The following is a 14746-nucleotide window of genomic DNA, read 5'->3' as shown; positions in this document are numbered from 1 at the left end:
CACGGCACGATAGGCAGGTGTCGGACCCCCACCATCGCATCGCGGCGGATGCGCTCGAGCGCATCGACACCCTGTTGTCCCGCGTCGACGCCGACCTCGCGGCGCGGTTTCCGGGGGACGGCCCAGCCGCTCAGCCGATCCATACCGTCTATGTCAGCGCGGCCGACGCGACGCCCGATACTCCCGCGCAGTGGGGTCAAGCGGCGCTCGAACTGCTGGACCGGCACCCGGAGGTCTTCGCCGAACTGGGCGACGAGATCACGGTGGCGTTGGTGCGCGACCAGCTCACCGCCGCGCCCATTGCCGACTTGCGACTGGATTTCGAGGACGGCTACGGCCACCGCGGCGACGACGTGGAGGACGGCGACGCAGCGCGGGCGGCGCTGACCCTGCCCGCACTCGGGTTGAGCCACAGCGGGATTCGGATCAAGGGCCTGACCACCGCCGAGCGCCGTCGCGCCCTGCGCACCATCGAGCTGGTACTCGACGCCGGCGCCATCGACGGATTCGTCTTCACGGTGCCCAAACTGCGTGCGGCAGAACAGGTCACCGCGGCAGTCTGGCTGTGCGAGGCATTGGAGGCCGCACACGGCCTGACCGATCACACGCTGCGTTTCGAGCTGCAGATCGAGAGCCCCCAGGCAGTGCTGGGCCCCGACGGGACCGCGACCCTCGCCCGCGCGATCCAACTGGCCGACGGCCGGTGCAGCGGATTGCATTACGGCACCTATGATTACAGCGCTGCCTGCGGTATCGCACCGCAGCATCAGGCACTCGACCACCCGGTGGCCGACCACGCCAAAGCGGTGATGCAGGCCGCCGCCGCGCAAACCGGCGTCTGGATCGCCGACGGCTCGACGCAGGTGGCCCCGATCGGCACCGAAGAGCAAGTGGCGCAGGCGATCCGGCGCCATCACCGGCTCGTCACCCGGTCCCTGGAACGCGGTTTCTACCAGGGGTGGGACATGCACCCCGGCCATCTCGTGACGCGCTGGCTCGCCACCTTCACGTTCTTCCGGGCCGCCATGGCCGCCGCGGCGCCACGGCTGCAGGCCTACCTCGACCGCACCGGCGGTCCGATCGTCGACGAACCCGCGACCGCAGAGGCGTTGGCAGCCGTGGTGCTTCGCGGGCTGGACTGCGGCGCGTTCGGGGCCGACGACGTCCTCGACGTCGCGCCTGGTGCCACCATCGACGTACTACGAAACCTCAAGAACCGAAAGCTGTCATGACTGAATCACTGCCCGACTTCACCTGGTTGCCGGACCTCGCGCTGCGGAGCCTCGGCGGCGCGGTGATCTGGGCGAACGACGAACTGTTCGCCGAGAAGGAGAACCTCGTCTCCCCCGGGCCGTCGCAGTATCGGCCGGCATCCTTCGGGCACAAGGGCCAGATCTACGACGGGTGGGAGACCCGGCGACGCCGCGACGCCGGCCACGACACGGCCATCGTGCGGCTCGGGGTGCCGGGTGTCATCCGCGGCGTCGTGGTCGACACCGCATGGTTCAAGGGCAACTACCCGCCGGCCGTCTCGGTCGACGCCATCGAGGTCGACGGCTACCCGACAGCCGAACAACTGGCCGTGGACCCCGGCTGGGTTCCGCTCATCGAGCGCACGCGCGTATATGGCGACACCCGCAACAACTTCGAGGTCTCTTCGGAACAGCGCTGGACGCATGTGCGGCTCAACATCTTTCCCGACGGCGGGGTGGCGCGACTCCGCGTGCACGGGGAAGGCCGCCCGGACAAGCGATTCCTCGGCGTCGGCCCCGTGGACCTGGCGGCGCTGGAGAACGGCGGTCTGGTGCTCGACGCCTCGAATCGCTTCTACAGTTCGCCGCAGAATCTGATCTTCCCCGGGCAGGCACAGGTGATGGGCGACGGCTGGGAAACCGCCCGCCGTCGCGACGACGCCAACGACTGGGTACGTATCCGACTGGCCGGACCCGGCCGGGTGCGACTCGCCGAGATCGACACGTCCTACTTCATCGGCAACAGCCCAGGGGCCGCGGCCCTGACCGGACTGCGCGCCGACGGGCAGTGGATCGAACTGCTGCCCCGCACCGAACTGCTGCCCGACACCCGGCACCGTTTCCTCATCGACACCGCTGACGTGGTGTCCGAGGCACGACTGGACATCTACCCGGACGGCGGGCTGGCCCGGCTGCGGCTGTTCGGGGACCTCGCGTGAGTTACCCACGCGACCTGGTGGGCTATGGCCGCACCCCGCCGGACCCGCAGTGGCCGGGCGGCGCCGTCATCGCCGTGCAGTTCGTCCTCAATTACGAAGAGGGCGGCGAGAACAACGTGCTCGACGGGGATCCGGCGTCGGAGACCTTCCTGTCCGAGATGACGCCCGCCGAGGCGTTCCCCAACCGGCACATGAGCATGGAGTCGCTCTACGAGTACGGCTCGCGCGCCGGATTGTGGCGGATACTCAGGATTTTCGAGCGACGGGGTGTCCCGCTGACCATCTTCGCGGTGGCGCGGGCCTTGCAGCGCAACCCGGAGGCGCTGGCCGCGTTCGGTGAACTCGGGCACGAGATCGCCTGCCACGGCCTGCGGTGGAAGTCCTACCAGCTGACCGACCGCGACACCGAACGTGCACACATGGCCGAGGCGGTACGCATCCTGACCGAGCTCACCGGCGCCGCGCCGCTGGGCTGGTACACCGGCCGGGACTCACCGCACACGCGGGAGCTGGTGGTGCAGCACGGCGGGTTCGTGTACGACTCGGACTCCTACGCCGACGATCTGCCGTACTGGGTGCGGGTGGCCGAGACCGACCATCTGGTGGTGCCGTACACGCTCGACACCAACGACATGCGCTTCGCTTCTCCCGCAGGGTTTTCCAACGGCGACGAGTTCTTCGCCCATCTGCGTGATGCGTTCGACGTCCTCTATTCCGAGGGCCTGGGCGGCAGCCCGAAGATGCTCTCGGTCGGGTTGCACTGCCGTCTGGTCGGCCGCCCGGCCCGCAGTGCGGCGCTGGAACGATTCCTCGACCACGTACAGCGCCATGACCGGGTGTGGCTGGCCCGGCGCATCGACATCGCCGAGCACTGGCGCGCCGTGCACCCGGCCGGTTAGCCGTCGCGCCGGACGGTGTACGGCTTGGCCGGCGGCGTCGCGAACTCGCCGCGTTTGCCGGTGCGCAGACCCATTTGCACCAGCGCCTGCACCGTCAACGTCGCCGCGCTCACCCCGTCGACCACCGGCACCCCGAGTTCTGCCGTGATGGCCGCGCACATCTCGGCCATGCCCGCGCACCCCAGGACGATGGCGTCGGAGCCGTCGGACTCCAACGCATCGCGGCATGCCTCGGTGATGACCTTGCGTGCCGTCGGGTCTGCCTCGAGGTCGAGCACCGGAATGTCGCAGGCATGGATACCCAGGCAGAACCGTTGCATCCCATAGCGTTCCGCCAGATCGGCGGCGCGGCCCATGGTGCGCGACAACGTCGTCACCACCGAGAAACCCCGGCCGAGGTGGCTGGCCGTCTGCATGGCGGCCTCGGCGATGCCGATGACGGGCCCGGCCGCGACCTCCCGCGCCGCGTCCAGTCCCGGATCGCCGAAGCACGCGATCACATATCCGTCGACCCGGGCCTGTTCGCCGCGCCGGATCGCCTCGAGCAGACCCGGCACGCTCATGGCCTCGTCGTAGTGGCTTTCGATCGAGGGCGGGCCGTAGTCGGACGTCACGGCGACGACATCGACGCCGGGACCGGCCACTGCCTGTGCGCAGCGGCCGATCCCAGCGGTCATCGATTCTGTGGTGTTGGGATTGATGACCCAGATCTGGCTCATCCCAAGGACTCCCGTGCGGTCACGCCACCGACTCGGCGACGAACCGGTCGCGGACGGCCAGTAACCGGTAGATACCGAGTGCGACGCCACAGCCGATGAACCAGCTGTACTGGGCCGCGGTGTGCATGCCGTACACACTGCCCGCCAGTAGTACCGGCAGTGCCGCGAGCACCGCGCCGGTCACGGTCGCGATGACCGCGACTTTGTTGTAGCCCTTGGTGTACCAGTACTTTCCGGACTCGGCCATGGTGAACAGGTCGTCGATGACCACCTTCTGCTTACGCACCAGGTAGAAGTCGGCGAGCAGCACACCGAACAGCGGTCCGATGAAGGCGCCCAGGGTCTCCAGCGTGTAGTGGATCACCTCCGGGTTGTTGTAGAGGTTCCACGGCGTGATCAGAACCGAGCCCACCGCGGCGATCATGCCGCCGGCGCGCCAGCTGATGCGCTGCGGGCTGACGTTGGAGAAGTCGAACGCCGGGCTGATGAAGTTGGCGACGATGTTGATGCCGATGGTGGCGATGGTGAAGGTCAACGCGCCCAACACTATTGCGAAGGTGCTGTCGATGCGGGCGACGGTCTGCACGGGGTCGGTGAGCAGTTCGCCGAACACCGGCAGCGTCAGCGATGCGGTGACCACCACCAGCACGGAGAACACCAGGAAGTTGACCGGCAGCCCGAGGAAGTTGCCCTTCTTGACCGCGGCGAACGACTTGCCGTAGCGGGAGAAGTCGCCGAAGTTCAGCATCGGACCGGAGAAGTAGGACACCACCAGCGCGATGGCGCCGAGCATCACCGGAATCGAATCCAGGCCGGTGTACTTGACCTCGCCGAGGTTGAGATCGATTGCGCCCCAGCCGGCTTTGTAGATGAGGTAACCGCACAGGACGAACATGACGACGTAGACGGCGGGTCCGCAGAAGTCGATGAACCTGCGGATCGCCTCCATACCGCGCCAGAAGACGCAGGCCTGCAACACCCACAGCAGCAGGAAGCTGGCCCAGCCCAGCACCGGCAGACCGAGGAAGCCGTGGGTGGCGAGGTCGGCGTACGGGGCCAGTTCCGGAAACAGCTTGAGCAGCACGACATCCAGGGCGGCCGACGCCAGGTAGGTCTGGATGCCGTACCAGGCCACCGCGATCAGTCCACGGATGACGGCCGGGATGTTCGCCCCCAGCACACCGAATGCGGTACGACAGATCACCGGATACGGCACGCCGGCAACCTGGCTGGGCTTGGCGACCAGGTTGCACAGGAAGTAGACGAGGGTGATGCCGATCAGCAGTGCCACAAGCACCTGCCAACTGGCCAGGCCGAGTGCGAAGAGGCTGCCCGCGGTCACATAGCCACCGACGCTGTGCACGTCGGACATCCAGAACGCGAAGATGTTGTACGAGCCCCAGCTCTGCTTGCCCAGCGGGGCCAGGTCCTCATTGGTCAGTCTGGGGTTGTAATCCGGTTTGATGACGCCGCCGCCGACGGGGTGGCCGGCGGCCTCGACGATGTCACCTGCGCCGATCACCGCGCCCGGTGGGGTCAGGTCCTTGGGAACGAGGGTGTCAGTCATGCTCGAAAACGCTAAAAAAGCAACGTTTCCCTGCTGTTTCCCCTGAGATATGCCGCAATTGCGGAAAAGATATATGTTCGCCGCTACGCCAGCAGCCCGGTGTCCGTGGGCAGTTTGGCGATCACCGCGTTGAGCCGGACGGCATGGTTTTCCGCGACGGCGATCAGGCGCTCGGCGTCACCGGCGACGAACGCGTCGACCATCGCGCAATGATCCGCATGCAGGTCCGCCCGGTCGTCACGGCTGACATGCAGCATCGACTGCACGGGTTCGGTGACATTCCACGCCGCCTCCAGCATGTGCAGCAGCCGATACATGCGCGACGGTCGGGTGAGCGCGGCATGCAGTTCCCGGCTCTGCCGGTGGTAAGCGCCCGCGTCATCGTCGCGAATCGCCTGCTGCAGCCTGACATTGACCGCGACCGCGGCCGCGCGGTCGGCATCGGTGGCGTTGGCCACGGCGACGCCCAGCGACGCCGACTCCAAAGCCTCACGCACGATGTACATTTCGCGGAGTTCCTGCGGCGTCAGCAGGGCCACGGTGTAACCGAAGTTGAGCCGGTGCTCCACCAGCCCCTCCCCGATGAGCGTCTTCAGCGCCTCCCGTACCGGAATCTGGCTGACGCCGAACACGTCCGCCACGTCGGCCAAGGGGATCGGCGTACCGGGCGGCACGCCGCCGTCGAGGACAGCACGGCGCAGTTCATTGAGCACTCCCTGCTGTGACGGCGCGGCCCGATCGGCCACCAGCTGTCCGAGCAGGACGGAACGCCGGTGGGGCCGCATATCCGCACACTAGGTCGGCGTTGTTGCCGAACCGGTTTCGGTGACGTTTCGGCCTGGTTAGCGAATCACGTGTTAAGCACGGCGTGGGCGGCGTTGTAGCCCGGGATGAAGTTGACGGCCGGGCCGCCGTGGCAGCCGGCGCCGCCCAGGTAGACGCCTTCGACCGGCAGCTCCTGGTCGAGATACCCGCGCGGGCCGGGCCGGTTGGGCCCCATCTGCTCGGGGTGGATCAGGCCGTGGCAGTAGTCGCCGCCGGGAGCACCGAACATCCGGTCCATGTGCCGCGGCGTGAACGTCGTGTGCCGCAGGATGAGCTTCTCGAAGTTGGGTGCCACGCGGGTGATCTTGTCGATGACGCGTTGTCCCATCTCGCGTTTCATCGAGCCATAGTCACCGCCGCCTTCGACCGGGAACCACAGCGCGAACGCCGACGACGCGTGCTTGCCGGGCGGTGCCAGCTCGGGATCCAGCACCGACGGAATCTGCCAGGCGATGGACGGATCGGCCGGCACGATGCCCCGGCGGCTGTCCTCCCACTGCTGCTGCAATTCCTCGGGCGTACTGAAAAGACCGATGGTTCCCTGTAATTCGGGGTTGTTCAGGATTTCGTAGGGTTCGGCGAACTCCGGGGTGCCGTCGAGCGCGAAGTGCATCTGCAGGTAGCTGCCGCGGTGGTCGACGCGGGTGTAGCGGGACCGGACGTCGTCGGGCACGGCGGCGCCGAGCAGCCGGTCCACGGTCAATGACGGTGCGAGTGACGAAACCACCACGGGTGCAGCGATTTCGGTGCCGTCGTCCAGGCGTACGCCGGTGACCCGGCCGTCGGCGACCGTGATGGCCGCGACCGCACTGCGCAACCGGACCTCACCGCCATGAGCGACGAAAGTGTCCTCGAGGTGCTTGCCCAGTGCGCCGATGCCGCCCTTGAGCTTTCGCATCAACGACGCCCCATCGGTCGGGACGGCGAGGCCGAAGGCCAGCGCGGCGGCGCTGCCCGGGGTGGCGGGGCCGCGGTAGGTGGAGTTGCACGCCAGCACCGACAGCATGCCGCGGATGGCGCCGTGCTTGTCCTTGTCCGGCAGGTAGCGGTCGAGGACGTCGGTCACCGAGCCGAAGAGCATGTCGGTGATGGCCGACCGCTCGAATTCGTTTGTGGCGCAGGCATACATCTCGTCGTAGGTCTTGGGCGGCAGCCCGGCATCGAACCGGCCGAGGGCCCGCGCCGGCGCCATGCTCCAGGCCATCAGCCCGGCCATGCCGTTGACGGCTTCGGCGCCGTGCACCTCGTTCATGTGGGTGAGCAGCTTCATGGGGTCCGAGTAGAAGAGCAACGGCTCGTCGCCGATCCCCCGCATGTTGACCGACATGACTTCCTGCTCGACGCTCGGCACCTCGTCGAGGCCCAGCTCCTGACTCACCTTGAGCGCCGTCGGGAACTGCTCGGACCCGGCGATCTCGAACTTGAACCCGTCGAACAGTTCGACGGTGGAGGCCATGCCGCCGGAGTAGAGCTTGGCTTCCAGACACAGCGTGCGCAGGCCCGCCTTCTGCAGCATCACCGCCGAAGCCAGCCCGTTGTGCCCCGCTCCCACCACGATCGCGTCGAATTGCGCCATGTCCGCAGAGTCGCACTCGTACAACGTTTTGTCAACAATGACAAAACTTGTCGGCGATGGTCAGACCGGCCCGGCCGCCAGCTGGTCGAGTGCCTGGTGGCACATGCGCGCCAGATCGGCCAGCGACCGCTCGGCGCCCAGCATCCATACCTCCATGGCGCCGAACACCGCGGCGGCAATGGTCCGCGACGTCACCGCGACGCGCAGCCGGTCGTCAGGCCCGCCCCGCCGCTCGAGATACTCGGCGATGGCATCGGCGAAGTCGGCCTCGACCTGCCGGATATGACTGACGATCCGCTCGGCGTCGAGTTCCTGTTCGCGCAGCGCGGCGATCTTGGTGACCGCACCAAAGTCGTACGGAAAGGCGAAGATCGCGGCCTGTACCGCCGCCAGCACCGGTTCATCCGCGGGTCGTCCGGCCAATGCGGTGCGAAACCAGTGCAGGCCGGCGTCGTAGTCGGCGAACAGCAGCTCGTGCTTGGACGTGAAGTGCCGGTAGAACGTGCGCAGCGAAACACCTGCGTCGGCGGCGATCTCCTCGGCCGTGGTGCCCTCGACACCCTGCGCCAGGAAACGGACCAACGCCGCCTGTTGCAGCGCCTCGCGCGTGCGCTCACTACGTACGGTCTGCGGCGGCCGGGGCATCCCAGTACGGTACCGCAGAATGTTTTGTCATGATTGACAAAACATTCTGCGGCGAGCAGACTCCGCTGACATGGTCTCGCTCATCGTCCACGCGCTCCTCGGACTGATCACCATTGCGTTCATCGTCAAGCTCAATCCCGCGGTCTTCCGCAAGCCGGCCGACGGACCCGCGTTCTCGGCACTCGAGTCGGCCTACTACGTGATCGGCATCGCCTCGATAGCGCTGGGCTACTACTTCAACACCAAATTCGTCATGGATTACCAACCGCCGGGCGGCAATCCGATCACCGGGCCGGGCAGCTGGTCGGACTACATCCGCCTGATGTTCGTCAACCCCGCGGCGTCGTCGGCGGGCCAGGACTACACCATCATCAACGTCATCCTGCTACCGCTGTTCAGCATCGCCGACGGGCTGCGACGCGGCATCCGGCACCCCTGGCTGTTCTTCGTCAGCAGCCTGTTCACCAGTTGCGCTTTCGCGCTGGCGTTCTACTTCGCCGTCGTCGCGCGGCAGCAGCGGCACGAGCGCGCCGTCGACCACGTCAGGAGTTCTGCGACAATCCAGGGGTGACGCCACCGGGGATGGTCGCCCGCCTGCGGCCCTACGCCTCCACCATCTTCGCCGAGATGTCGGCGCTGGCCGCACGGGTCGGCGCCGTCAACCTCGGTCAGGGTTTTCCCGACGAGGACGGCCCGGCACCGATGCTGGCGGTGGCGCAGCAGGCCATCGCGGACGGCGTGAACCAGTACCCGCCCGGCCCGGGCATCCCCGCGCTGCGCCAGGCCATCGCGGCCCAGCGCACACGGCACTACGGCATCGACTACGACCCGGACACCGAGGTGCTCGTCACCGTCGGCGGCACCGAGGCCATCGCCGCGGCCGTGATCGGCCTGGTCGAGCCAGGATCCGACGTCCTGATCATCGCGCCGTTCTACGACTCCTACTCCCCGGTGATCGCCATGGCCGGCTGCCGGCGCGTCGTCGTTCCATTGGCACCCGACAACCACGGCTTCGCCATCGACATCGACCGGCTCCGTGCCGCCATCACGCCGCAGACCCGTGCGCTGATCCTCAACTCGCCGCACAACCCGACCGGCATGGTCGCGAGCCACGACGAGCTGACGGCCATCGCCGCCCTCGCCATCGAGCATGACCTGCTGGTCATCACCGACGAGGTCTACGAGCAGCTGACGTTCGACGGTCATCAGCACCGGCCGCTCGCCGGGTACCCCGGCATGGCCGAGCGCACCGTCACCATCTCCAGCGCCGCGAAGATGTTCAACTGCACCGGCTGGAAGATCGGTTGGGCCTGCGGGCCGGCCGACCTGATCGCCGGGGTGCGCGCCGCCAAGCAGTACCTGACGTACGTCGGCGGCGCGCCGTTCCAGCCGGCCGTCGCCCACGCGCTGGACCACGAGGACGCCTGGGTCGCGGGGCTGCGAAAGTCCTACCGCGGCAAGCGGGATCGGTTGGCCGGCGCCCTCACCGACATCGGTTTCGATGTACACGACAGCTTCGGCACCTACTTCCTGTGCGCCGATCCCCGCCCGCTCGGATATGACGACAGCACCGCGTTCTGCGCCGGGCTGCCCGAGCGGGTCGGCGTCGCCGCCATCCCGATGTCCGCGTTCCTCGATCCGGACTCCCCCGACTCGGCCGGCTGGAACCACCTGGTGCGGTTCGCCTTCTGCAAGCGCGACGACACCCTCGACGAGGCGATCAGCCGGCTCCGCACCCTGTGATTTGTGCACGATTTTCCGCGCCGGCCGCGGAAAATCGTGCACAAATCGCTAGGAATCCTGCGTGAGCAGCCCGGTGTCGGTGGGCAGGGTCCCGATCGCGACGTCGACGCTGTCGTTGTGGCGCTGCGCGATCGCACTGAGCCGCGCGGTGTCCCGGGCCAGGAACGCCTCGAGCATCTCCTCGTGGTCGCCGTTGAGCTTGGCCCGGTCGTCCGGCGTCACGTGCATCATGGCCTGCACGGGTTCGATCATGTTCCAGGACATTTCGAGGATGTGCAGCAGTCGATGCATGCCGGACGGGCGCACCAGCGCCATGTGGAAGTTACGGCTCTCCCGCTGGAACGCCGCACCGTCGGAGTCCCGAATCGCTTGCGCCATCCGCTCATTGGCTTCCATCGTGACGGCCCGCTCGTAGTCGGTGGCCTTTTCCGCGGCGATCGTGAGCGCCGCGCCCTCCAGCGCCGCGCGCACGAGATACATCTCGTGCAGTTCCTGCTTCGTCATCCGGGCGACGGTGTATCCGGAGTTGGGCCGGTGCGTCACCAAGCCCTCGCTGATGAGCGTCTTGAGTGCCTCGCGGACGGGAATATGGCTCACGCCGAACAGTTCGGCGACATCGGTCAGCGGCACCGGGGTTCCGGGCGGCGCATCACCGCGCAGGATCACCCGGCGCAGCTCGGTCACCACCGTCTGCTGCGGCCCACCGTTCCGCACCACCACCAGCTTCTCCAACAGCGGAGAAGGTGGGCGGTCGGTCATACGAACTCCCTATCGACAGAGTGTGGACTAGCCGTAGAGACGAGTCACCCGGGCCCGCAGCCGGTCGACCGCAGCATCGAGCACCAGTTTGCGGGCTCGGCGCAACAGGAACTCGGGAATGGGGGCGACGAGGTCCACGATGATGTCGAATCGCACCCGGGTCCGGTCGCCCTCGCGAGTCAGTTTGTACTCGGCATGTTGCCCACGCTGTTGGAAGGTGTCGGCCGCATCCCACACCATCCAGTCATCACCCCAGTGGTACTCCAAGAGCTCCTTGTCGGTGATGCCCATGATCTTCACGGTCGCTTTGACATGGTGCGGACGACCGTCGGGATACCGATCCACTACCTGTAATTCCCGGTGCAAGCTGCGCCATTGCGACGCCTCGTCCATGTCGGCCAGCGCATCCATGATGGCTTCGGGCGAGGCGTCGATCACCAGCTCTCGGGACGCCATAACTGCCATAAGGGCAAATTTAGTCCTCTCTACCGGCCTCGGGTAGAGAATGCGTCAGCTAACTTTCAAAACCCGCTACCAACCGACTTCTTCGATCGGCGTGGTCTGCTGCGGCGGAGCGCCGACGGGGCCCGACGGGGTCCGTGAGAAGCGCGGTGCGGGCGACGCCTGGTCGACGCCGTCGACGGTGACGATCGTCGACCTGGCCCGGAGGTGTTCGCCCGCGGCGGCCTCGGTCCAGGTGAGCACGGGAGTGACGCAGGCGTCGGTGCCGGCGAACGTCTCGGTCCACTCGGCACGGGTCCGGCTCGCGAACCGGGCAGCAAAGATGTCGCGCATCTCGTCGTAGCGCGCGAGGTCGAACTGGTTGGGCACCTCGGCAGGATCCAGGCCAAGGCCCACAAGTAGCTGAGCGAAGAACTGCGGTTCGATCGAGCCGACCGCCATGTAGCCGCCGTCGGAGGTCTCGTAGACGCGGTAATACGGGGCGCCGCCGTCCAGGAGGAACGACTCGCGCTGGTCCTTCATCACGCCGGTGGACTTCATGGTCCACATCATCTGGGCGAGCATGCTGACACCGTCGACCATCGCCGCGTCGACCACCTGGCCGCGGCCGGACTGTTCGCGTTCGTACAGCGCGGTGACGATGCCGATGAGCGTCAGCATCGACCCGCCGCCGAAGTCGGCGACCAGGTTCAGCGGCGCCACCGGCGGCCGGTCGCGGTAGCCGATGGCCGACAGCGCACCGGTCTGCGACAGGTAGTTGATGTCATGGCCCGCGGTCTGGGCGAGCGGCCCGTCCTGGCCCCAGCCGGTGATCCGGGCGAAGATCAGCCGCGGGTTGACGGCCTCGCACTCGGCCGGCCCGATGCCGAGGCGCTCGCAGGTGCCGGGACGGAAACAGTCAAGCAGCACATCGGCTTTCGCGGCCAGCGCGAGCAGCGCTGCCGGGTCGGACTTGACGTCCAGGTCGACGATTCGCTTGCCGCGGTGCAGCAGGTCGACGTTCTCGGCGGGCATCGTCAGCCCGCCGGGACGACGCACCCGAACCACGTCGGCGCCGAGGTCCGCCAGCATCATGGCGGTGTGCGGCCCGGGGCCGATTCCGCCGAGTTCGATCACCTTGACTCCGGCCAGTGGCCCCGCATTCGTCATCCCGCGACGTTAGCCCATGGGTTGACGCGGCTGAATCCCGGTGTGCGTCAGCCCTTCTTGTTCTTGGCCATGAACTTTTTCAGCCCCTCGGTGGCGGTCTCGGCACCACCGCTGACACTGCGCTTGAGCAGGAAGCCGGGGATCGGCACCACCGGGTCGACGGTGATCTCGAACTTCACCTTGGTCTTGTTGCCGGCCGGGGTCAGCGTGTACTTGGCTTCCTGCTTCTTCAGCGACGACGACCTGATCAGCACCCAGCTGCCCGTCAGGTCGGTCCAGGTGTATTCGAGGATCTGGTCGTCGGCCATGCCGGCGGCCTTGATGGTCATCTTGGCCTGCTTCGGCCGGCCGTTCTCGTAGGTGTCCAGGACCTCGGCCTTGGTGTACTGCGGCGACCACACGGGTGTCTGCGCAAGATCTGCGATGACATCCATGATCTCTTCAGGGGTTGCCTCGATGGTCACTTCGTGCGACGCGCTGACTGCCATGGCGCGACCATAGACCACGGGACCACGCGCCGTGACCAGATGGTGCAACCAGCGGGACGACCGTCAGTGGATGTTCGACTGGATCTTCGTGGCGATGTCGGCGGCCGCCGTCACCGGCGCCTTGGGCGTGCATGCTTCGACATCGATGATCAGGTTCTCGACGCGCTGGAGAACGTGTTGGCACCAACGGGTTTCGGGCCCGGTGCCACGCGTGATGGGCATCGCCAGTTTGGTGTCGGTGCGCTCCAGGTCGCCCGACAGCCACTTCGGCAACGGCTTGTCGTTGAGCCGGATGTTGACATGGTGGTTGGTGCACTTGGCCCACCGCGCGGCCGACAGGTTGAAGAAGTTTCGGGCCGCGTCGGATGTCGGGTAGTAGACGACCGACTGCGCTGCCAGGTAGTCCCATTGGTCACTGTCAGGGACCTGCAACGTCTGCTGCCGCACGGCCTTCCAGTCCTGGCCGCTCTTGAGATCCTTGCCGTCCTTGGAGTAGATGACGGACTCGTCGATCTGCCAGACGCCGAGGCAGTTCAGGTTCGGCAGCAGGTTGCGGTGGTCGTCCATCCCGTCTTTCGGCGGACGGCCCACCATCCCGGTCGTGCCCATCGTCTTGTTCATCTCGTCCGGCGTCAGCAGCAGGCTGTCCATGCTGGACTCGGCAACGACGGACGGGGTCGCGGGTGTCGGCGTACCGGTCTTGCCACCGCAGGCGGCCAGCGCCAGGCACAGCACGGCGACGCCGAAGGCGTGTCGCTTCACGTATTCCTTATATACCGGCGCGCTCAGGCGTGGGTACCGGCCGCGGCGCACTCGCGCTGGACGGCCTCGGCGTTGGTGTTGACCTGGGTTGCCGTGTCGTCGAGGCTGCCGCCCGTCATGCCGATGCCCATCTTCACGAGCAGCTTGGCGGCGCCGTACGACCAGGACCGCATGGGGTCGGCGATTGCCGGGTTCAGGCCCGGGGTGTTCGCGGCATCCATCGCGACCGCCGAGGACTGCCGCAGAGTGGTCCGGCCGGCCACATTGCTCTGGTGGACGTAGGGGTCGTTGGCGTCGAGGCTGTCGGCGAAGCCCTCGTAGCCCGAGGCCGCACTGTCGAGCGCGGTCGCGAACTGCGAGCACGCGGCGACCGCGGCCGGGTCGGCGTTCGACGACGTCACGCCCGTCGACTGCACCCCGGCGCCGGCATCGATCGGGCCGACCGGCCCGGCTTCATCGTCGGCCGCAGCGGTGGGCAGGTACATCGCCCCTGCGCCGAAGACGGCAGCAGATGCGACAACCAGACGTACCCAGGTGCGTGAAGACTTCACCGTTTTCCTCCAAGTCATTCGGTGCGATTGCCGCGTCCACCGGACATGAGTCACCCGGCAATGACGGACGCTCGGCGTTCGACCCTCTCACGGTCAGGCGTGTACATGGCCAGTTGGTTAACACAAGACAAACCGGCGATTTCCAATCTCCGTCGGTTGTATTTCACTACTGGACCAATGACCCAGATCACACTCGCCGAACTGGGCATTCAATAGCCGGCTACCACGACAAATGACTCCAGCAATACACGCATATTCCGGTGTTGCCCACTGGTTGATAACGCAAGGGCAAGTTTTTGCAGTCCGTTAACCGGCTCTTCGCAGTTGAGGGTGTAGAGGTCATCGGCGCGTCGTTGCCGGGATAGGGGTCGAGGTCTCTCGAAGATGAAGGTTCCTACACGCCTCATCCG

The 14746-nt window shown here is 66.9% G+C and carries 16 protein-coding genes; 5 read left to right on the top strand and 11 right to left on the bottom strand.

What is annotated here, in order from left to right; translation table 11 throughout:
- The first annotated feature begins 17 nt into the window (after positions 1–17).
- Genes ACZ5IQ_RS03195 through puuE form a run of 3 tightly spaced genes read left to right on the top strand, consistent with a single transcriptional unit; the run spans position 18 to position 3090 of the window.
- Complete coding sequence (locus tag ACZ5IQ_RS03195) at positions 18–1232, top strand: DUF6986 family protein (protein ID WP_071286729.1); 1215 nt, start codon at positions 18–20, stop codon at positions 1230–1232.
- Complete coding sequence (gene alc / locus ACZ5IQ_RS03190; RefSeq protein WP_071286730.1) at positions 1229–2191, top strand: allantoicase; 963 nt, start codon at positions 1229–1231, stop codon at positions 2189–2191. Before ACZ5IQ_RS03195 ends, alc begins: the two co-directional genes overlap by 4 nt.
- Positions 2188–3090, top strand: a complete 903-nt coding sequence (gene puuE, locus ACZ5IQ_RS03185) for an allantoinase PuuE (protein WP_071286731.1) — start codon at positions 2188–2190, stop codon at positions 3088–3090. The genes alc and puuE overlap by 4 nt, the downstream gene beginning before the upstream one ends.
- Here puuE and ACZ5IQ_RS03180 read toward each other — a convergent pair.
- From ACZ5IQ_RS03180 to ACZ5IQ_RS03160, 5 genes are all read right to left on the bottom strand, one after another.
- Positions 3087–3809: an aspartate/glutamate racemase family protein gene (locus ACZ5IQ_RS03180; protein WP_071286732.1), complete on the bottom strand. Its 723-nt coding sequence runs from the start codon at positions 3807–3809 to the stop codon at positions 3087–3089. The genes puuE and ACZ5IQ_RS03180 overlap by 4 nt on opposite strands.
- Positions 3810–3828: 19 nt before the next feature.
- Positions 3829–5376: an NCS1 family nucleobase:cation symporter-1 gene (locus ACZ5IQ_RS03175; RefSeq protein ID WP_464480783.1), complete on the bottom strand. Its 1548-nt coding sequence runs from the start codon at positions 5374–5376 to the stop codon at positions 3829–3831.
- Positions 5377–5459: 83 nt separating this feature from the next.
- Entirely contained in the window at positions 5460–6161 is a 702-nt protein-coding gene (locus ACZ5IQ_RS03170; protein ID WP_071286734.1) for a GntR family transcriptional regulator, read from the bottom strand.
- A 65-nt stretch (positions 6162–6226) separates the two neighbouring features.
- Positions 6227–7777, bottom strand: coding sequence for a phytoene desaturase family protein (locus tag ACZ5IQ_RS03165; RefSeq protein ID WP_071286735.1), 1551 nt, complete (start codon positions 7775–7777; stop codon positions 6227–6229).
- Positions 7778–7837: 60 nt separating this feature from the next.
- Positions 7838–8422 (bottom strand): TetR/AcrR family transcriptional regulator, encoded by a 585-nt coding sequence (locus tag ACZ5IQ_RS03160; protein WP_071286736.1) that lies wholly within the window; start codon positions 8420–8422, stop codon positions 7838–7840.
- Between the two features lie 70 nt (positions 8423–8492).
- On the opposite strand from ACZ5IQ_RS03160, the gene ACZ5IQ_RS03155 reads away from it, so the two are divergent.
- Both ACZ5IQ_RS03155 and ACZ5IQ_RS03150 read left to right on the top strand, forming a co-directional pair.
- Positions 8493–8993 (top strand): DUF2834 domain-containing protein, encoded by a 501-nt coding sequence (locus ACZ5IQ_RS03155; RefSeq protein ID WP_071286737.1) that lies wholly within the window; start codon positions 8493–8495, stop codon positions 8991–8993.
- 11 nt (positions 8994–9004) lie between these two features.
- Positions 9005–10165, top strand: coding sequence for a pyridoxal phosphate-dependent aminotransferase (locus ACZ5IQ_RS03150; protein WP_318986798.1), 1161 nt, complete (start codon positions 9005–9007; stop codon positions 10163–10165).
- Between the two features lie 48 nt (positions 10166–10213).
- Here ACZ5IQ_RS03150 and ACZ5IQ_RS03145 read toward each other — a convergent pair whose 3' ends face one another.
- The 6 genes from ACZ5IQ_RS03145 to ACZ5IQ_RS03120 form a co-directional block, all read right to left on the bottom strand.
- Positions 10214–10924, bottom strand: coding sequence for a GntR family transcriptional regulator (locus ACZ5IQ_RS03145; protein ID WP_318986792.1), 711 nt, complete (start codon positions 10922–10924; stop codon positions 10214–10216).
- 27 nt (positions 10925–10951) lie between these two features.
- Entirely contained in the window at positions 10952–11389 is a 438-nt protein-coding gene (locus ACZ5IQ_RS03140) for an SRPBCC family protein (RefSeq protein WP_318986793.1), read from the bottom strand.
- Positions 11390–11455: 66 nt separating this feature from the next.
- Positions 11456–12535, bottom strand: coding sequence for a CaiB/BaiF CoA transferase family protein (locus ACZ5IQ_RS03135; RefSeq protein WP_318986794.1), 1080 nt, complete (start codon positions 12533–12535; stop codon positions 11456–11458).
- A 47-nt stretch (positions 12536–12582) separates the two neighbouring features.
- Positions 12583–13023 carry an SRPBCC family protein gene (locus tag ACZ5IQ_RS03130; protein WP_133426512.1) on the bottom strand — a complete coding sequence of 147 codons (441 nt, stop codon included), beginning with the start codon at positions 13021–13023 and terminating at the stop codon, positions 12583–12585.
- A 63-nt stretch (positions 13024–13086) separates the two neighbouring features.
- Positions 13087–13785 carry a sensor domain-containing protein gene (locus ACZ5IQ_RS03125; RefSeq protein ID WP_244872673.1) on the bottom strand — a complete coding sequence of 233 codons (699 nt, stop codon included), beginning with the start codon at positions 13783–13785 and terminating at the stop codon, positions 13087–13089.
- Positions 13786–13808: 23 nt separating this feature from the next.
- Positions 13809–14336 carry a hypothetical protein gene (locus ACZ5IQ_RS03120; RefSeq protein ID WP_244872674.1) on the bottom strand — a complete coding sequence of 176 codons (528 nt, stop codon included), beginning with the start codon at positions 14334–14336 and terminating at the stop codon, positions 13809–13811.
- Positions 14337–14746: the final 410 nt, after the last annotated feature.

This window comes from Mycobacterium toneyamaense, assembly GCF_055384815.1.
Note: the sequence above shows the minus strand (reverse complement) of the source record. Positions and strands in the feature narration are given on the sequence as shown.